The organism is Mesorhizobium sp. M8A.F.Ca.ET.207.01.1.1 (assembly GCF_004794715.1).
Classification (GTDB): Bacteria; Pseudomonadota; Alphaproteobacteria; order Rhizobiales; family Rhizobiaceae; genus Mesorhizobium.
In genome coordinates this window covers 276,812-294,216 of the sequence record NZ_SRUS01000006.1, presented here as the reverse complement: position 1 = coordinate 294,216, position 17,405 = coordinate 276,812, and the positions used below count along the sequence as shown (strand labels likewise).

Sequence of the window (17,405 nt, the reverse complement as noted above, 5' to 3'; positions counted from 1 at the left end):
GTTCCGACACCCGCCCCTAATGCATGTCGCCCAAAAGTGACTTCGGTTTTGGGAAAACGTCACGCATGAAAAACAAGGACCTGAAACGCGTCGCATGAATCCGTTCAGCGCGACGCGCTTTAGCCGGTTGAATCATATTCTCCTAGTCCGGAAAAGGCCCGGGCGGCAAATGTCAGATAAAAATGATGTCGACCGGCCTTCCCTGTGTTTCAAGCTGTTCACGATGCGTGAAAGGCAACTTGCGGTGGCCAGTCGCAACGGTCTAGTGTCGCGTCACTTTCCAAAACCGATCAGGGGAAACCAATGCAGTGGCTGGATAGCGTGGCGGGTCCCGGTTATGCGGCGGCACTCCTGTGGACCTTCGCGGCGCTGATCCTGCTGGTCATCGTTCTCATCATCGTCAGGCTCGTGCGCAACCTGACCTTCGGGACGTTTGTCGCCGGCGGCCGCAACCGCAAGACGCGGCTCGCCGTCATGGACGCCACCGCCGTCGACAGCCATCGCCGACTGGTGCTGGTGCGACGCGACGACATCGAACATCTGCTCCTGATCGGCGGCCCGACCGACGTCGTTGTCGAACGCGACATCCGCCTCGCCGCGCCGCGCCGTCCGGCCTTGACCGGGGATGGCGGCCCGCAGCCTGTCCCGGCGGCCGGGACCCCGGTCGCGAAGCCGCGGCCGCCGCAGCCCGCTCCCGCGCCTCCCAGACAAGCACCCGCTCCGCAGCCGGTGGCAGGGCCCGCCCGCCAGCGCCCGGCGGCACCGCCACCGGCTCCCGCAGCGAAACCGGCGGCGCAAATCTATCAGTCGACCAATGTCACGCCGCTGCCCGCCTACGGCTCCGCCAATGCCAATGCCGTCAGGCACGCGCCACCGCCGCCGCAGGACAGCATCGACGACACGCTGATGAAGGAACTCGAGGTTTCGCTGGACCAACCACGGTCCGGCGGTCCGGCGGCCAAACCGGCAGCCAAGGCGCCGCCGTCGCTCGATGATGAAATGACGAGGCTTTTGGGCGAACTCTCAAGCCAGAAGAGATGATTTGCGCCCAGGGTGGCCTGCCGGTGAATTGAACCGGTCGACGGTCAAGCGCGCTTTGGCATGCGCGGCGACATCGAACAAAAATGGCCGGAAAACCGGCCATTTGGAAATCGATGCAGCGCTATCTGTCAGTCGTCGCGGTAAACTTTTTCACGGCGCTCATGCCGCTCCTGCGCTTCGATCGACAAGGTAGCGATCGGGCGGGCGTCGAGCCGCTTCAACGCGATCGGCTCACCGGTCTCCTCGCAATAGCCATAAGTGCCTTCGTCGATGCGCTGTAGTGCCGAATCGATCTTCGAGATGAGCTTCCGCTGACGGTCGCGGGCCCTGAGCTCGATGGCGCGGTCGGTTTCCGAAGAGGCGCGGTCGGCGAGGTCGGGATGGTTGGCGTTTTCCTGCTGCAGGATTTCGAGGGTTTCGCGCGCTTCGCGCAAAATGTCATTTTTCCAGGTGACGAGCTTTAGGCGGAAGTAGGATTTCTGCCGTTCGTTCATGAACGGCTCGTCTTCGGAGGGTACGTAATCGGCGGTAACGATGTCGTTCATTCGACTCACCCAAACAGCCCCAAATTTGGCGCCTATATATTCGCCGCCAGACGCCTGCACAAGCGCAATCAGCCACCGGCTCACGCAATTGTTAAAGTGCGCCCGCAGCCTTCCCCGGAGCGGGATAGATCTGTTTCGATGGCGAAAGTAGGACGATCTTCGCCGCTTGCCCCCGCAAGTGATTCGCCGCGCCGAAGAACGTGCACCATTGTGCGCGATGCTTTTCTCGTGGCTAATCGCGGCAGGACTTCGGCTTTCGGGCGTCATTGGAGGTTGAGTGAGCAGGCTTTATCTGTTGCGACACGCCAAGGCCGGCTGGGCCTTGCCGGGCATGCGTGATTTCGATCGTCCGCTCGATGCATCCGGCCGCGCCGATGCCGAAAAGATGGGGGCCGCGATGCGATCCCGTTCCTATGTGCCGGACCTGACGCTGTGCTCCAACGCCAAACGCGCCAAGGAAACGCTCGAGGGACTGGCCGGTCAGACGGACACAGGCAAGGTGCTGTTTTTCGACACGCTCTACAGCGAAGACGCGGCCGGCTATCTCCGGCTCGTCCGGGATCATGGCGGATCAGGCTCCTTGCTGGTCATAGGCCACAACCCGATGACGGAGGATCTCGCCATGGCGGTGTCGGGCGATGGTGGCGAGACAGAGCGGGCAATGCTCAATCATGGCTTTCCGACCTCGGGCCTCGCCGTCGTCCGTTTCCCCGGCAATCTGGCGAAAGCGGCCCAGGGAGCGGGCTATCTCGAAGCCTTCCTGACACCGGCCGATCTCTGATGCCGATGTCCAGCGCCATTTCAAAGCCGGGTTCCACCGCCTATATCGGGCGGACGCAAGTCCGAGAGAGCATATTTTGGCATCATCGCTGACCACCTTCACCGACGAGGCAAGAATTGCCCTCGACACATTGTCGGGACGTGCCACCGGACTTTTTTCTCCATCGCTGCGCTTGGGTGTCACGGGTCTATCCCGCGCGGGCAAGACCGTCTTCATCTCGGCCTTCGTCCACAATCTGATCCACGGCGGACGCCTGCCGCTGTTCGAGGCGCAGAAATCGGGGCGTATCGCGCGCGCCTTCCTCGAACAGCAGCCCGACGACGCCGTGCCGCGTTTTCAGTACGAGGACCACATCGCCGCTCTGGTCAACGATCGCGTCTGGCCGGACTCGACCCGCGCCATCTCTGAACTGCGGCTGACGATCGAATATGAATCGGCCTCCGGCTGGAACCGTATGTTCTCGTCGGGCAAGCTGTTGGTCGACATCGTCGATTACCCCGGCGAATGGCTGCTCGACCTGCCGCTGCTCGGCAAATCCTTCGCCGATTTTTCGCGCGAAGCCCTTGAAATGGCCACGCTGCCGGTACGCGAGGACCTGTCGCGGGCCTGGCGGGCGATCTCGGCGGAAATCGACCCGAATGCCGACGCCGACGAAATGACGGCACGCCGGCTGGCCGAGAGCTTCGCCGCCTACCTCAAGGCATGCAAGCTCGACGAGCGAGCGCTTTCGACCTTGCCGCCCGGACGTTTCCTGATGCCGGGCGACCTCGAAGGCTCGCCCGCGCTGACTTTCGCACCGCTGGCCGGCCTCGGCGACAGGCGCGCGCGCAACGGTTCGCTGCACGCCATGATGGAACGGCGCTACGAGGCCTACAAGACACATGTCGTCAAACCGTTCTTCCGCGAACATATCACGCGTCTGGACCGCCAGATCGTACTCATCGACGCCATGCAGGCGCTGAACGCCGGGCCTGGCGCCATGGCCGACCTGGAGCGCGCCGTCACCGAGATCCTCAGCTGCTTCCGCCCTGGCCGGGGCAGCTTCCTCACCGACCTCTTCTCCCGGCGTATCGACCGCATCCTGGTTGCCGCGACCAAAGCCGATCATCTGCACCACGAAAGCCATGACCGGTTGCAGGCGATCGTGCGGCGCCTGGCCGACCGCGCCGTGGCGCGGGCGAATTTCACCGGCGCCGATGTCGACGTGGTCGCGATGGCGGCCGTGCGCGCGACCCGCGAAGGCACCGTCAAGCAGGGCCGGGAAACATTGCCCGTTATCATCGGCACGCCGATCGCCGGCGAGAAGATCAATGGCGAAACCTTCGACGGAAAGACGGAAACAGCTATATTTCCTGGTGATTTACCGGAAAAAATTGATGCTGTTTTCGATCTTTCGGGACCGGACCACAGGCAGGACTCCACAGACCCGGCAATCCGCTTCGTCCGGTTCCGTCCGCCCAAACTCGAACGCACGGCCGAAGGCGTCACGCTGTCGCTGCCGCATATCCGGCTCGACCGTGCCCTGCAGTTCCTGATCGGAGACCATCTGGCATGACAGCGCCCCGCAAACCGGCGGCATTCCGTATCGAGCCGGAAGCCACGCCGAAACAAGACGCGCCTCGACCACGCCAGGCCGAACCGCCGCGCAAACCGCGCCCGATGAAGGCCGATGTGGCGCTGGTCATCCCGGCGGAGGTCGACGTCTTCGACGAACCGGACATTATTGCCGCCGAGCCGTCGCCGTCGGTCGCCCCCCGAAAACGCTCGGTTCTCGGCAGCATCTTCTTCGGCGCCTTCGGCGTGCTGGTTTCGCTGGCTGTCGGCCTGTGGACCGACCAGTTGATACGCGATCTCTTTGCCCGCGCCGAATGGCTGGGCTGGCTCGCCGCCGGCATGGCGGCGACAGCGTTGCTGGCGCTTCTGGTGATCCTGATTCGCGAATTCCTGGCGATCGCCCGCCTCGCCGAGGTCGAAAAGCTGCAGAGGCGGGCCCTCGACGCCATCGCGCGCGACGATCCGAAAGCGGCGCGATCTGTGGTCGATGAACTGTCGGCCTTTGTCGCGGCCAAACCCGAGACCGCGGCCGGCCGGCGCGCGCTGGCCGAATTGCGCGGCGAGATCATCGACGGCGCCAATCTGGTGCGCCTGGCGGAAGCGGAAATCCTCGGCCCCCTCGATGCCAGGGCCAAGGTGATGGTCCTCGAGGCTGCAAAGCGCGTCTCGCTGGTGACGGCGGTCAGCCCGCGCGCGCTCGTCGACGTCGCCTATGTCGTCTTTGAGGCCGGGCGCCTCATCCGCCGGCTGTCGGAACTCTATGGCGGACGGCCCGGAACGCTGGGTTTCTTCCGCCTGGCGCGCAGCGTGCTGGCGCATCTGGCGGTCACCGGCTCGATTGCCGTCGGCGACAGCTTTGTCCAACAGATCGTCGGCCACGGCCTGGCGGCGCGCCTCTCGGCCAAGCTCGGCGAAGGCGTCGTCAACGGCATGATGACGGCGCGCATCGGCATCGCCGCCATGGAGACGGCGCGCCCCCTGCCCTTCAGCGCCGCCAAGCGCCCGGGACTGGGCGATTTCCTCGCCGCGCTGACGTCGTTCGCGACAAGGAAAGACACCGAAACAAACGCACCCGACAAATGACGAGCGCCTCTTTCGCGGCACGATGGGATTGCGCTTTCGAGGCCCTGAGGTGACGAAGCATTAACCAATCTTCTTCATGGTCAAACCGGTTTCAAACAGCCTCGTTGTTACCGGGTGTCGTCGATGAAAAGCGTAATTCTGTCCAGCATCTTGCCCCTGGCGGCGGCGATCACAGCAGTCGCCGGTATTGCCTCCGGGGCTTGCGCCGGAGAGCCGGACAAGCAGTTTTTCCAGTCGGCCGAAGGCAAGTGGGTCGGCCCCGGCGAAATCGTCGCCGGCAAGTACAAGGGCACGAAATTCAACTGCAGCTTCACCGGCTCCACCCCCGACGGCAAGACGGGCATGACGCTTGACGGCGGCTGCCGGGTCGGCATGTTCACCCAGCCGATGTCGGCCAAGATCGAGCGCAACGGCCGCGACTACAAGGGTTCCTTCATGGGCGGCTCGGCCGGTGCCGGGCTCGATATCATCGGCGGCAATGTCGTCGACGCCCGCAAGGTGGTCTTCACCATCAACCGCAACCAGCTGCGCGGCGTCATGCAGGCACGCATTCCCGACGACAATTCGATGACGGTGACGGTCGCCGTGCGCGTTCAGGACCAACTGGTGCCGGTGATCGGCATGAGCCTTAAGCGAGTCGATGCCGTCGAAGTCGGCTCCATCACGCCGAACTGAGGCGCACCCCGCCTCCATTTCTTTACGCAATTCCGGATGGTTCTTGGCATTGCTGGGATACCCCCAAACAAAAGAGGCGGCAGCCCATCGCCACCGCCTCCTTTGAAACAAACGAACCGGGCGTCAGCCCTTGATCGCGGCGGTCACCTCGTCATAGGCCTTGCAGGCGTCGGCCAAGGTCGTGGAACCCTGATACTTGGTCGTCACCGCCTGGACCTTGGCGGTCAGGTCAGCCGCCTTGGACGGGTCCTTGGTGATCGCCTCCTGCAGCGCGGCGGCCATGTCCTGCGCTTTCTTGGTTGCGATCTCGGTCGTGCATTCCGGCGCCTTTGAACAGGCCGAACCGGCAAGCACCGCCAGCCCGACGGCAACGAGCAAAAACTTCTTCATGTCAGTCATCTCCTCAAAAGGGCGCGACTTGATCGCCGCTCACCCCCAATGGCCGAAGCCGAGCGTGCTTAGCCTTCGATTGTGGCAAGATGCAACGCGTTACCGACGTTAACTTGTGTAACGCGCCTGCAATATCGCCAACGGCCGGATTCAGGCTGCTGTGTCGGCGGCGGCAAAGTTCAGCTACGCGGTTGTAGCAGCGCCAAGACGGCCGTCGATGCGGCAAGGATGGCCGTCACGGTCAAAGGCGCTGTAGGGCCATAGGTGTCCACAACATAACCGCCGACAACCGCACCGGTGGTGATGGCGACCTGAAAGGAGGCGACCATCAGGCTGCCGGCTGCTTCCAGCGCGTCAGGCGCCGCGCGAGACAGATTTGTCGGCAGCACCACAGGCGCCATGCCGAAGGCGAAACCCCACAGGGTGGCGAACCCAAAGGCTACGCCGATGTGCACGCCCCAAAGCACCAATGCCAGCGCCGCGAACGCCATCAATGCGGCCGTAACCACGAGAGCCACGTGGATATTGGCGTCGGCCATGCGGCCACCGGCAATATTGCCGATCACAGCCGCGATGCCAAATCCGAGCAATGCCAGGGCAATTGGCCCGGTTGCAAGGAGCGTCACGTGTTCGAGAAAGGGACGCACATAGACCGAGCCGGCAAAATGCCCCGTCATCAGCAAAAGGATGGCGAGCATACCGAGTTGAATGCCACGCCGCCGTGTCAGCCGAAAGACGTCTGCAAGACTATTGCTTGCCGTTGCAGGCAAGGTCGGCAGGCTGAGCAACTGCAGCAGCATGGCAAGCAAGGCCAACCCCGCCGTCATGGCCATGGCGCTCCGCCAACCCAGCCAATCGCTGATCAACGCGCCCATCGACGGTGCGGCAATTGTTGCGAGCGAGACGCCGAGGGTGACGATCGCCATGCCCCGCCCCGTCGCATTGGCGCCAACCAGCCTCGCCACGACGGCGACCGAAAGTGCCCAGAAAGCGCTGAGAGCGATCCCCAGTCCGGCCCGGCCCAACAATAACAGCCAGAAATTGGGCGCCAGCGCCGCAAGAATGTTGGAACCGACCGCCAGTGCCATGAGGCCGACAAGCACCGTCTTGCGGTTCAATCGGCCGATGAGGACATTGCTCAACATGGCCGTCACGGCGCCGACGGAAGCGGTGGCGGTGACCACCTGCCCGGCCGTCCCCTCGCTGATGCCGAGATCGTGCGCCATCGGCGTCAACAGAATGCCGGCAGGAATTCGGCGGACACCAGCGCAAAGCTGGTTGCCGCCAACGAAAGGACCGCGAACCATGTGGTTGCGCTCCACGTCCCCGGCGCGGCGGCATCAAGGTCTATCGCCGCGTCTTCAAGCTGTAATGTTGTGTCAGTCACGGAAGGATCTCCAAAGTTTGGAGATCTTTCATAAACGAGTCTTTTCGGATGATATGTATCTCAAAATCCGAAATTCATGTCTATTCGTCCAGGAATTGTGCGACGCACAACGCCCGGCGAGACATTGGTGATGCGCTTGAAGGCGCGAGCGAAGGATGCCTCGGAATCATAGCCCAAGCGGGTAGCAACCTCGGCCACCGACAAGCCGTTTTGTCCCAACAACTCGCGGGCAAGCTGCATGCGCAGACGGGCGAGATAGCGTGCCGCGCCTTCTCCCAATACGGCGCTGAAGCGCTCCGCGAAAATCGAGCGCGATTGGCCTGCCAGGCCGGCGAGGCTTTCGAGCGTCCAGTTATGGCCGGGGTCTCGGTGCATGGCTGCCAGAGCGCGGCCGATATGAGGGTCGCGGATGGCCGCGAGCCAACCGGTGGTCGAAGTTCCCGTGCAATTGACCCAGCAACGAATGAGCCGGGCTGTCAGCAAGTCCGCCATACGCGACAAGATGGTGGCGCTGCCCATCTGCGGTTGCGCGGCCTCCGCGGTCATTGCCGCCAGCAAAGGACCAACGACCGGGTCATTGCCTGCAACGTCGCAACCCTTGATGATAGGTGGCATCAACGCGATCAATGGGTTAAGCGCACAGGCGCCCAAGGTCATGGAGCCGCAGAACAAGGTGCTTGTCGCGCCCGTGCCTTCCCGCACGACTTCGCAGACGTTGCCCCCCAACTTGGTCACCTGGCAATCATCGAGCGAGCCGCCTGCAACGTCCGGCGCGCTAGCCAGCCGATGGGCGATGCCTTGCGGCAGCAGCACCAAATCGCCATTGCGCAACTCATGCCATCCCTGCGCTTCGGTATGGATCCAGCATGGACCCTGACTTACAAAGTGAAAACGAAGGAGCGGTTGCTCCGGAAAGGCGATGCTCCACGGATGTCGGAGCTCGCATCGGCCATAGTTGACGCCACTCAAGCGAAAGTCTTGCAGGACTTCGCTGAGCGCATCCATCGGAATATGTGGCGCCGAAGACGGCCGGGACGAATGGTCAGGCATCGGGCAGATATAGACACCAATCGTCCGACAGGCAAGCGGAGACCGTTGTTCCACCAGGGGAATCGCTTCGACGGCACCCCTGCCGGCCCTGGCAGGCTCCCCGCCCTTGCCTCCCGCTCCAACTGCATGCAAGGAGTGATGTCGGACACAGGGACAAGAGGCATGGCAGCGGAAGCATCAGGCAGCGATCTCATTCAGGTGGTGGCGCTGCTTGCCGCAGGGGTCGTCGCCGTCCCCATCTTCAAGCGCATGGGTCTCGGCTCGATCCTCGGATATCTCGCCGCAGGCGTGGTGATCGGCCCGTTCGGCATCGGTGTCTTTTCCGAATCGGGAGCCATCCTGCATGTCGCCGAACTCGGCGTCGTCATGTTCCTGTTCATCATCGGCCTGGAAATGCAGCCATCGCGGCTCTGGGGCCTGCGCCGCGAGATCTTCGGGCTTGGCGCACTTCAAGTCGGGGTCTGCGCGGTGCTGCTGACTGGTGTCGGCATGGCCGGAGGGTTTCCGATCGCGCAATCCTTCGTCGCCGGGGCCGGTTTCGTGCTGACCTCGACGGCCATCGTCATGCAGCTTCTGGAGGAGCGCGGCGAAATCGCCTCTCCCAAGGGCCAGCGCATCGTCTCCATCCTGCTGCTGGAGGATCTGGCCATCGTGCCGCTGCTCGCCCTGATCGCTTTCCTGGCGCCCGGCGGTGCCGATACCAGCCTGTCGGAGCGGCTGACCGAGGTCGGTATCGGCCTCGCCGCGATCGTCGGACTGGTGGTGGCGGGACGCTACCTGCTCAATCCCTTCTTCCGCATCCTGGCGGATGCCCGTGCGCGCGAGGTGATGACGGCCGCGGCTCTGCTGGTCGTGCTCGGGTCGGCGCTCGCCATGCAGCTCAGCGGCCTGTCGATGGCGATGGGCGCCTTCCTGGCCGGGGTGCTGCTTTCGGAATCGACCTTCCGCCATCAGCTCGAAGCCGACATCGAACCGTTCCGCGGCATCCTGCTCGGCCTGTTCTTCCTTGCGGTCGGCATGTCGCTCGACCTGCATGTGGTGGCCGCGAACTGGAAGCTGATCGCCATCTATGTCGTCGCCTACATGGTGATGAAGGCTTTCGGCATCTACATCGTCGCCCGCATCCTGAAATCAGGCCACCGCGAGGCACTGGAGCGCGCGGTCTTCATGGCGCAAGGCGGTGAATTCGCCTTCGTACTCTATTCCGCGGCCGCCGCCGTCGGCATCATCGACGGCCAGGCAAACGCGACGCTGACGGCGATCGTCATCATCTCCATGGTGCTGACGCCGCTGGCGATCATCGCCTTGCGCCATTTGACGCCGCGCGACGAGCAGTCGCTGGACGGCGTCGAAGTCGCCGACGGCCTGACCGGCAGCGTGCTGATCATCGGCTTCGGCCGCTTCGGCCAGATCGCCAGCCAACCACTGCTCTTGCGCGGTATCGACGTCTCGATCATCGACAACGATGTCGAGATGATCCAGGCGGCCGCCGATTTCGGCTTCAAGGTCTACTATGGCGATGGCACGCGGTTGGACATCCTGCACGCGGCCGGGGCCGGCCGGGCGCGGGCCGTGCTGATCTGTGTCGACAAGCCCGACGCCGCCATCCGCATCGCCGAACTCGTCAAGGCGGAGTTTCCCTTGCTTACGGTGTTGGCACGTGCGTTCGACCGCGGCACGGCGCTGCAGCTCATCCGCGCCGGCGTCGATTATCAGCTGCGCGAAACCTTCGAATCGGCGCTCGTCTTTGGTGGCTCGACCCTCGAGGCGCTGGGCGTCGATCCCGAAGACGTCGCCGAAACGATCGAGGACGTCAGGCGTCGCGACACGGCTCGCTTCGAGACCCAGCTCGCCGAAGGCATCCGCTCGGGACAGCGTTTCCTGAAAGGCAATATCGGCACGCCGATCCCGACCCCGCTTTCCACGCCCCGCCGTCCTGGCCAGGCGCTCAACGAGGAAACGGCCGGCGTCCTGCATAAATCCGAACCGGCGGATTGAACGGGGAAATCAACGATGGAACTGAACAGCAGAGCCCTCTCGGTCACCAAGTTCTGGCGCGACGCCGGCGAGGATGCCTGGTTCGAGAAGAACGACGCATTCGATGCCGATTTCCGCGCCCGCTTCCTCGACCTCCATTACGCCGCCGCGCGGCGCGAATGCGACGACTGGTCAGGACATGCCGAAGGCTCGCTGGCGCTGATGATCCTGCTGGACCAGTTTCCGCGCAATTGCTTTCGCGGCACCGGCCATATGTTTGCGACCGACCCCCTGGCAAAGCATTTCGCGCAAAAGGCGGTCGCTGCCGGCCACGATTTGGCGCTGGAACCGGAGGTCCGCGTGTTCCTCTATTTGCCGTTCGAGCATTCGGAAAATCTTGCCGACCAGGACCGGTCGGTTGAACTTCACACAGCCAGGGCCGAGTTCAATCTGAAATACGCCCTGGAACATCGTGACATCATCCAGCGCTTCGGCCGTTTCCCGCACCGCAACAAGATGCTTGGGCGCGAAACGACCGCTGAGGAAAAAGCATTCCTGGATGACGGTGGTTTCTCCGGCTGATACCAGCGGTCTAGCGCAGCCACCAATCCTGGCCTGACGGCAGGCGCTCGATGCCCGCGGCATCGACCGAGCCCAGGCGATCGACAACGCGTTTGCCGCCAATGGTGAGGTCCGGCGCGATCTCGGCCAGCGGTGCCAGCACGAAGGCGCGCTCCAGCATGCGCGGGTGTGGCACTTCCAGGCCCGTTTCATGGATGATGCGGTCGCCGAACACCAGGATGTCGATGTCGATCAGGCGCGGCCCCCACCTCTCCTCGCGCACGCGCTTGAGCTTTCGCTCGGCATCGAGGCAGAGGTCGAGCAATGCCCGCGGCGACAGCCGCGTCGACAGTGCTGCGGCCGCGTTGAGGAAATCCGGCTGGTCGAGCTTGCCCCAGGGCGGCGTCCGGTAGAGCGAGGAAACGGCGGCCATGTCAGTGTCGGCATCGGCGTCGAGCAGGCGCAACGCAGCCCCCATCGACTTGGCCGGATCACCGAGATTGCCGCCGAGGCTCAGATAGACGGTGTTACTCGGGCCAGACAACGGTCACCTCGACGTAATCGAGCACGCCAGGCACCGGCGCATTCGGCTTGCGAACGGTGACCTCGGCTTTGCGAATCTGGGGAAAGCGCCCGGTGAGGGCCTTTGCGACTTCCAGGGCCAGGGCCTCGATCAGGAAGCGCCTGTGTCCCGTGATGATCTCCTCGATGACGGTGAAGGCAACGCCGTAATTGACGGTTTCCCCGATGGCGTCATCGACGAGCGCACGTCCGGGCTCGACGGTGAGCGAGGCATCGACATAGAAGCGCTGCCCGAGCGCTTCTTCCTCGTCCAGCACGCCGTGCCGGGCAAAGAAGGCGCAATTCTTCATGCGGATGACATACATGGCTCAGCGTTCCGATCCGGTGTCCCGCGCCAGCATAGCATCCGCCACGGCCAGCGCGTCCACGTTGATTGCGACATCATGGACGCGAAACAGATGCGCGCCCTTGAGCCTGAGTATGACGCTGGTCGCCGCCGTACCGGCCGCCCGGTCGGCTGCGTCGCGGCCGGTGACAGTGCCGATAAAGCGTTTTCGCGACGTACCGGCCATCAGCGGGAAGCCGAGCGCGCCAAGCTCGGAAAACCGCGCCATCAGATCGAGGTTTTCCGCCGCCGTCTCCTTGGCGAAACCAAAGCCGGGGTCGAGCACGACATGGTCGTCGGCGACACCCTGCCCGCGCCCGATCTCCAGCGATTTTCCCAGGAACGCCAACTGGTCGGCGATCACGTCGGGCAGCTTTTCGCGGTCGCGGCCGGTATGCATGATGACGAGCCCGGCGCCGGTTTCGGCCGCCACCCGAGCAATGTCTGGCTCGCGCTGCAGACCCCAGACATCATTGACGATGTGCGCGCCGGCTGCCACCGCGAGCCGCGCTGTCTCCGCACGATAGGTGTCGACCGAGATCAGCACGTCGCCGGCACGCGCCAAGGCCTCGATTATCGGCAGGATACGGGCCTGCTCCTCGCTGGCCGAGATCGCCGCCGCGCCCGGCCGGGTCGATTCGCCGCCGATATCAATGACCGCGGCGCCTTCGCCGATCATGCGGCGCGCATGGACCAGCGCGGTTTCGGGAGCCTCAAACAGGCCGCCGTCGGAAAAGCTGTCGGGCGTGACATTGAGGATGCCGACCACCACGGCCTTGCCGCCAAGCTCGAGATGACGCCCGTGCGCCAGCTGCCATCGCCTCGCCGTCATTGCGCATCAACCATAGGCTCATCAACCAAGGGGGTCATCAACGATGTGTGATCCGCATCGGATCAGTTCCGTTGCGCCGGCAAAGGCCGTAAAGCAAGGTGACCGAAGAGGCAACATGATGACACGATCCCTGCTCTGCGCACTGCTGCTTACCGTCGCCGTTCCGGCGGATGCGGCCAATCTGGTGAAGACATACAGCTATTTCGCCATTGGCGGCAGAACGCTGGAGGATATCGAGCAGCAACTCGCCAAACACGGGCCGCAGGTCAAAAGCACGGGGTCGCGCCACCCGGGCGCCACCCAGATGGCCTTCACGACACGCATCAGCTACGCCAGCCAGTCCGGCTCCTGCCGGATCGCCGACGCGGTCGTGACCGTCAAGGTCAAGGTGATCCTTCCCGAATGGCGCCGCCCACGCAAAGCCGATGCCGATGTACGGCTGTTCTGGGATACATTGTCCGCCGACATCAAGCGCCATGAAGACCGCCATGTCGAGATCGCCAAGAACCACGGCCGCGCACTGGAAGACGCGCTGAAGGCAACCCATCCGCAGAAGGATTGCAATGCGGCAAAGGCCAAGGCCGCCGAGATAACGGCGGCCGAGCTTGCCAGACACGACCAGGACCAGTTGCGGTTCGACCGTGTCGAAGGCGTCAATTTCGAAAGCCGCATCCTGCGGCTGATGCGCTACCGGATGCAACGCATCGAGAGTGGCCAATTGCCGCCGCCAACCTGAATTTCCTCGCCGGCTCCGTTCGCCTGGATGCAAGCCAACCGGGCGGAAGCGTAGTGCCAGCTTCGAATTTTTTTCGAGCGGCGGTCGAAATCGGTCTATAGGGAACGACATATCCAGGGTTGCCTCGGGCACAAGCTGGAAGCACGACCATCACGATCGATCGCGCCGCGAATGCACCACAAAGACCCGATGGTGATGCGGCAGCGCAAGGCGCATGGACGAGAAATATGGACCAGGCAGTCGACAAGCAGGCCGTGGCGGCCGCGAGCGCGCCGCTGACCGAAAGCGAAAAGAACGCCATTATCGGCGGCGTCCTTCTGTCGATGCTGCTGGCGGCCCTCGACCAGACCATCGTCGCGCCCGCCATGCCGACCATCGGGCGCTCGCTCGGCCATGCCGAATACCTGCCCTGGATTGTCACCGGCTACCTCTTGACCGCAACCGCCGTGGCACCGCTCTACGGCAAGATTTCCGACGTCTATGGGCGTCGGCCGACCGTCTATGCGGCAATCCTCATCTTTCTTGCCGGATCGCTGGTCAGCGCACTGGCTCCCAACATGTTCGTCCTTATCCTGGGGCGCGCGATCCAGGGGGCCGGTGGCGGCGGCCTTTTCGCGCTGACGCAGACCGTGGTCGGCGACCTTGTCCCGCCGCGCGAGCGGGCGCGCTATGCGGCGTGGTTTTCCGGCACATGGGCCGTCGCCAGCGTCGCCGGGCCGCTGCTGGGCGGCACTTTTGCCGAACATCTGCACTGGTCCCTCATCTTCTGGATCAATATCCCGCTGGGCTTTGTTGCGATGGCGATCATCAACACGCCGCTCAAGAAGCTGCCGATCGCGGCCAAGAATCACAGCATCGATGGTCTTGGCGCATTGCTGCTCATCGTGGCCACGGCGCTGTTGCTGCTGGCGCTGAACTGGGGCGGCAGCGCTTACCCGTGGATGTCGCCGGAAGTCGTCGGCGTCCTGGCCGGCTCCGCGCTTTTCTGGGGAGCCTTTGCCCTGCGGCTGATGCGGGCGGCCGAACCGCTCATTTCGCTGGAAGTGCTGGGCAACCCGATCGTCCTGGCCGGCACTCTGTCGATGTTCCTGCTCCAGGCCTCCAGCGTCGGCCTTGCCGTCTATCTGCCCGTCTATCTGCAATCGATACTTGGCCTGACGGCCAGCGAGTCGGGCATTGCAATGCTAGGCCTTCTGCTTGGAACCGTGGGCGGCGCCGCTTCCAGCGGCCGCCTGATACCGCGCTTCACCCACTACAAGCGCATCGCCATGGTCGGCGTCCTCTTCGCCATCCTGTGCATGGGCCTGCTGGCCTTTGTCGCCGGCCAAGCATCGTTGCTGGTCGTCGAAGTCCTGACCATCTGTATCGGGCTGGGGACCGGGACGACATTTCCGGTAACCACCGTCTCCGTGCAGAATGCCGTCGACCGCATGCATCTTGGTGTGGCGACGGGGGTGCTTACCTTTCTGCGGTCGCTGGGCAGTGCATTGGGGGTCGCGATGCTCGGGGCCGTCGCTCTGGGCTTTGGGTTGCCTCTGGCCGGTGAAGGCGTTGCGGTGGCTGGACATGTCGCATCGGCCCAGCCCTTCGTGATGATCTTTCTCGTCGCGGCCGGCACTCTGGGACTGGGCCTCATCACGCTGACGCTGATGCCCGAGAAAGAACTTCGAGGCCACGTCGACGATCCGGCGCCCATCCTGGCGGAATAGCTAGCCGGAGACGCCGAGCTTCTTCTGCAGGCTGGTGGACGAAGTCGTATACTGGAACACGATTCGTTCGCCGGGGCTGACGACGCGCTTGGCGGCCTGCGCCATCAGCGCCACCTCGTGGAAACCCGACAGGATCAGCTTCAGCTTGCCCGGGTACCAGTTGATGTCGCCCACCGCGAAGATGCCGGGCACCGATGTCTGGAATTTCTCCGTATCGACCGGGATCAGGTTCTCATGGAGATTGAGCCCCCATTCCGCGATCGGGCCGAGCTTCATGGTCAGGCCGAAAAACGGCAGCATGCGGGTGCAAGGCACCTCGATGTCGCCATTCGGGCCTCCCTTGATGGTGGCCGATGCCAGCTGGCCATCGGCTCCGGTGAGCCCGGTCACCTGGCCAACCCGAAATTCCAGCTGCTTCATCTCCTGCATGGCGTACATCTTGTTGACGCTGTCGGGCGCCGCGCGAAACTCGGGCCGCCGGTGAACGAGTGTCACGCTCTTTGCCACCGGCTGCAGGTTGAGCGTCCAGTCCAGCGCCGAGTCGCCGCCGCCGACGATGACCAGGTCATGGTCGCGAAAATCCTCCATCCGGCGAACCGAATAGAAGACGCTCGTGCCTTCATAGGCCTCGATGCCGGGAATTGGCGGGCGCTTCGGCTGGAATGAGCCGCCGCCGGCGGCGATCACCACCACCTTGGCTTCGAACACCTCGTTCTCGTCCGTGGTCACGCGAAAGCCGCCGTCGTCCAACTTTTCGAGACTGGAGACCATGCGGTTGTAGGTGAAGTCAGGCTTGAACGGCTCAACCTGCTCAAGCAACTTGTCGACGAGCCCTTGCGCCGAGATCGAGGGCCAGCCGGGGATGTCGTAGATCGGCTTTTCCGGATAGAGTTCCGCGCATTGGCCGCCCGGTTTGTCGAGAATGTCGATCAGGTGGCACTTGAGGTCCAGCAGGCCGAGTTCGAACACGGCGAACAGGCCGACCGGCCCTGCCCCGACAATGAGGACGTCTGTGCTGATGATGCCGGTCATGATGCGCCTCGCTGCGAAAGTCCCGGCGAGACTGCATGACCATTGCCCCGCTGCCAAGCGTCAGCGGCAAAAATCGCCGATGCAGGCTTTCAACCCTGACGTTCGGGCACCCGCACGATCAGACCGTCGAGTGCGTCGCGCACCTTGATCTGGCAAGACAGGCGCGAGTTCGGCTGGACCTCATAGGCGAAGTCCAGCATGTCTTCTTCCATCGCCTCGGGCTCGCCGACTTCGGCCCTCCAGGCCTCGTCGACATAGACATGGCAGGTCGCGCAGGCGCAGGCGCCACCGCACTCCGCTTCGATGCCCGGAACGGCGTTGCGAATGGCGTTTTCCATGACCGTCGAGCCGTTTTCGGCATCCACGTCGAAATGTGTGCCGTCATGGGCGATGAAGGTCAGTTTGGTCATTTGTCACCTGAAGGGAGTTTCGCCCGGGACGAAGAGCCTTTCGCCTGGGACGAAAGAGAGTTTCGCCCGAGATAATCACTCCGGCAAACAAGTCAACTGCCGCGCGAAAGCGGCGCTCGGTGACGTTTTTGTCGCAAACCGGAATCAGCGATTGATGGCGGCGATGAAGTCGCGCATTTCGTCGATCAGCCGGCCGAGCCGCTTGAGGGTCTGGACGTCCTCCGGACGGCGTTCGATATCGGTGGCGCAATCGGCGATGGCGAAGGCGCCCACGCCGCGTGCCGATCCTTTCAAACCATGAGCCAGCAGCAGCCGGTCCTTGATGTCGGCATCGACTATTTTGTCGCGCACCGACAATGCCTGCTGCACAAACAGCGCCAGCACCTCCTGCTCAAGGGCGCGGTCGCCCATCGTTTGCCGGGCAAGGTGTGCCAAATCGACCGGCCGGGACTGCCTCGTTCCCGATACGTCGCCCCCGGGCATTGAGAAGGCAATGCCGCTTTCGCCACGCATGAACTCGAACTCCATTTTCTTCGGCCGCCTGAAAAACTAGGCGATTCCAGTGGACAACGGGTTAATGAATGGCCGGGAAAAATGTTGCGAAAACGGCGCCCAAATCACGGTTCCGTTAACCCTATATTTAAAGTTTTACGTATCCCGCGGAATGCATGTTTTCTTTACCCCCCTGTGTCATTACGATACGAGGGTCCATTTTCAGCCTCCTGCGCGGGGGTA

The 17,405-nt window shown here is 63.4% G+C and carries 18 protein-coding genes and 1 pseudogene; 9 read left to right on the top strand and 10 right to left on the bottom strand.

Features of this window, described 5'->3' with window-relative positions:
* The first annotated feature begins 303 nt into the window (after positions 1-303).
* Positions 304-1,041 (top strand): flagellar biosynthetic protein FliO, encoded by a 738-nt coding sequence (locus tag EN850_RS19740; protein ID WP_136092058.1) that lies wholly within the window; start codon positions 304-306, stop codon positions 1,039-1,041.
* A gap of 128 nt (positions 1,042-1,169) precedes the next feature.
* On the opposite strand, the gene dksA is transcribed toward EN850_RS19740, so the two are convergent.
* On the bottom strand, positions 1,170-1,586 hold the full coding sequence (gene dksA, locus EN850_RS19735) for an RNA polymerase-binding protein DksA (protein ID WP_006202025.1): 417 nt from the start codon (positions 1,584-1,586) through the stop codon (positions 1,170-1,172).
* A 277-nt stretch (positions 1,587-1,863) separates the two neighbouring features.
* Here dksA and EN850_RS19730 point away from each other — a divergent pair, with 277 nt between their 5' ends.
* From EN850_RS19730 to EN850_RS19715, 4 genes are all read left to right on the top strand, one after another.
* Complete coding sequence (locus EN850_RS19730; RefSeq protein ID WP_127872549.1) at positions 1,864-2,367, top strand: histidine phosphatase family protein; 504 nt, start codon at positions 1,864-1,866, stop codon at positions 2,365-2,367.
* 76 nt (positions 2,368-2,443) lie between these two features.
* A complete protein-coding gene (locus EN850_RS19725) occupies positions 2,444-3,922 on the top strand; it encodes a YcjX family protein (RefSeq protein WP_136092057.1) in 1,479 nt (492 codons plus the stop codon).
* Positions 3,919-5,004, top strand: coding sequence for a TIGR01620 family protein (locus tag EN850_RS19720; protein ID WP_136092056.1), 1,086 nt, complete (start codon positions 3,919-3,921; stop codon positions 5,002-5,004). The genes EN850_RS19725 and EN850_RS19720 overlap by 4 nt, the downstream gene beginning before the upstream one ends.
* A gap of 123 nt (positions 5,005-5,127) precedes the next feature.
* Entirely contained in the window at positions 5,128-5,679 is a 552-nt protein-coding gene (locus tag EN850_RS19715; protein WP_127279123.1) for a hypothetical protein, read from the top strand.
* A gap of 123 nt (positions 5,680-5,802) precedes the next feature.
* Here EN850_RS19715 and EN850_RS19710 read toward each other — a convergent pair whose 3' ends face one another.
* The 3 genes and pseudogenes from EN850_RS19710 to EN850_RS19700 all read right to left on the bottom strand — a co-directional run bounded on the left by EN850_RS19710 (position 5,803) and on the right by EN850_RS19700 (position 8,506).
* Complete coding sequence (locus tag EN850_RS19710) at positions 5,803-6,069, bottom strand: hypothetical protein (protein WP_027029131.1); 267 nt, start codon at positions 6,067-6,069, stop codon at positions 5,803-5,805.
* Positions 6,070-6,248: 179 nt separating this feature from the next.
* A pseudogene (locus EN850_RS19705) lies at positions 6,249-7,456 on the bottom strand (MFS transporter).
* 60 nt (positions 7,457-7,516) lie between these two features.
* Entirely contained in the window at positions 7,517-8,506 is a 990-nt protein-coding gene (locus tag EN850_RS19700; protein WP_189521762.1) for an AraC family transcriptional regulator, read from the bottom strand.
* A gap of 162 nt (positions 8,507-8,668) precedes the next feature.
* Between EN850_RS19700 and EN850_RS19695 the strand changes: the two genes are divergently transcribed.
* Complete coding sequence (locus EN850_RS19695; protein ID WP_136092055.1) at positions 8,669-10,504, top strand: monovalent cation:proton antiporter-2 (CPA2) family protein; 1,836 nt, start codon at positions 8,669-8,671, stop codon at positions 10,502-10,504.
* Positions 10,505-10,519: 15 nt separating this feature from the next.
* Entirely contained in the window at positions 10,520-11,065 is a 546-nt protein-coding gene (locus EN850_RS19690; RefSeq protein ID WP_127872554.1) for a DUF924 family protein, read from the top strand.
* Positions 11,066-11,075: 10 nt separating this feature from the next.
* Here EN850_RS19690 and folK read toward each other — a convergent pair whose 3' ends face one another.
* Genes folK through folP form a run of 3 tightly spaced genes read right to left on the bottom strand, consistent with a single transcriptional unit; the run spans position 11,076 to position 12,783 of the window.
* Complete coding sequence (gene folK / locus EN850_RS19685) at positions 11,076-11,588, bottom strand: 2-amino-4-hydroxy-6-hydroxymethyldihydropteridine diphosphokinase (RefSeq protein WP_127281141.1); 513 nt, start codon at positions 11,586-11,588, stop codon at positions 11,076-11,078.
* Positions 11,572-11,931, bottom strand: coding sequence for a dihydroneopterin aldolase (gene folB / locus EN850_RS19680; RefSeq protein ID WP_023773903.1), 360 nt, complete (start codon positions 11,929-11,931; stop codon positions 11,572-11,574). The genes folK and folB overlap by 17 nt, the downstream gene beginning before the upstream one ends.
* A gap of 3 nt (positions 11,932-11,934) precedes the next feature.
* Entirely contained in the window at positions 11,935-12,783 is an 849-nt protein-coding gene (gene folP / locus EN850_RS19675; RefSeq protein ID WP_135880462.1) for a dihydropteroate synthase, read from the bottom strand.
* Between the two features lie 115 nt (positions 12,784-12,898).
* Between folP and EN850_RS19670 the strand changes: the two genes are divergently transcribed.
* Together EN850_RS19670 and EN850_RS19665 are read left to right on the top strand one after the other, a co-directional pair.
* Positions 12,899-13,519: a DUF922 domain-containing protein gene (locus EN850_RS19670; RefSeq protein ID WP_167531424.1), complete on the top strand. Its 621-nt coding sequence runs from the start codon at positions 12,899-12,901 to the stop codon at positions 13,517-13,519.
* Positions 13,520-13,746: 227 nt separating this feature from the next.
* A complete protein-coding gene (locus tag EN850_RS19665) occupies positions 13,747-15,228 on the top strand; it encodes an MDR family MFS transporter (protein WP_127872557.1) in 1,482 nt (493 codons plus the stop codon).
* Here EN850_RS19665 and EN850_RS19660 read toward each other — a convergent pair whose 3' ends face one another.
* The 3 genes from EN850_RS19660 to EN850_RS19650 form a co-directional block, all read right to left on the bottom strand.
* Positions 15,229-16,260 carry an NAD(P)/FAD-dependent oxidoreductase gene (locus EN850_RS19660; protein ID WP_135915836.1) on the bottom strand — a complete coding sequence of 344 codons (1,032 nt, stop codon included), beginning with the start codon at positions 16,258-16,260 and terminating at the stop codon, positions 15,229-15,231. It lies immediately after the preceding gene.
* An 89-nt stretch (positions 16,261-16,349) separates the two neighbouring features.
* The gene (locus tag EN850_RS19655) at positions 16,350-16,670 is read right to left on the bottom strand and encodes a 2Fe-2S iron-sulfur cluster-binding protein (RefSeq protein ID WP_135915835.1); all 321 of its coding nucleotides are present in this window, start codon (positions 16,668-16,670) and stop codon (positions 16,350-16,352) included.
* Positions 16,671-16,814: 144 nt separating this feature from the next.
* Positions 16,815-17,183, bottom strand: coding sequence for an Hpt domain-containing protein (locus EN850_RS19650; protein ID WP_135880465.1), 369 nt, complete (start codon positions 17,181-17,183; stop codon positions 16,815-16,817).
* Positions 17,184-17,405 lie beyond the last annotated feature (222 nt).

What these genes read in the sequence shown, in the direction of transcription:
- EN850_RS19650 (WP_135880465.1), bottom strand. Translation starts at nt 17,183, where the DNA reads ATGCGTGGCGAAAGCGGCATTGCCTTCTCAATGCCCGGGGGCGACGTA.
- EN850_RS19660 (WP_135915836.1), bottom strand. Translation starts at nt 16,260, where the DNA reads ATGACCGGCATCATCAGCACAGACGTCCTCATTGTCGGGGCAGGGCCG.
- EN850_RS19655 (WP_135915835.1), bottom strand. Translation starts at nt 16,670, where the DNA reads ATGACCAAACTGACCTTCATCGCCCATGACGGCACACATTTCGACGTG.
- EN850_RS19670 (WP_167531424.1), top strand. Translation starts at nt 12,899, where the DNA reads ATGATGACACGATCCCTGCTCTGCGCACTGCTGCTTACCGTCGCCGTT.
- EN850_RS19700 (WP_189521762.1), bottom strand. Translation starts at nt 8,506, where the DNA reads ATGCCTGACCATTCGTCCCGGCCGTCTTCGGCGCCACATATTCCGATG.
- folB (WP_023773903.1), bottom strand. Translation starts at nt 11,931, where the DNA reads ATGTATGTCATCCGCATGAAGAATTGCGCCTTCTTTGCCCGGCACGGC.
- EN850_RS19710 (WP_027029131.1), bottom strand. Translation starts at nt 6,069, where the DNA reads ATGAAGAAGTTTTTGCTCGTTGCCGTCGGGCTGGCGGTGCTTGCCGGT.
- dksA (WP_006202025.1), bottom strand. Translation starts at nt 1,586, where the DNA reads ATGAACGACATCGTTACCGCCGATTACGTACCCTCCGAAGACGAGCCG.
- EN850_RS19695 (WP_136092055.1), top strand. Translation starts at nt 8,669, where the DNA reads ATGGCAGCGGAAGCATCAGGCAGCGATCTCATTCAGGTGGTGGCGCTG.
- EN850_RS19715 (WP_127279123.1), top strand. Translation starts at nt 5,128, where the DNA reads ATGAAAAGCGTAATTCTGTCCAGCATCTTGCCCCTGGCGGCGGCGATC.
- EN850_RS19740 (WP_136092058.1), top strand. Translation starts at nt 304, where the DNA reads ATGCAGTGGCTGGATAGCGTGGCGGGTCCCGGTTATGCGGCGGCACTC.
- EN850_RS19690 (WP_127872554.1), top strand. Translation starts at nt 10,520, where the DNA reads ATGGAACTGAACAGCAGAGCCCTCTCGGTCACCAAGTTCTGGCGCGAC.
- EN850_RS19720 (WP_136092056.1), top strand. Translation starts at nt 3,919, where the DNA reads ATGACAGCGCCCCGCAAACCGGCGGCATTCCGTATCGAGCCGGAAGCC.
- folP (WP_135880462.1), bottom strand. Translation starts at nt 12,783, where the DNA reads ATGACGGCGAGGCGATGGCAGCTGGCGCACGGGCGTCATCTCGAGCTT.
- EN850_RS19665 (WP_127872557.1), top strand. Translation starts at nt 13,747, where the DNA reads ATGGACCAGGCAGTCGACAAGCAGGCCGTGGCGGCCGCGAGCGCGCCG.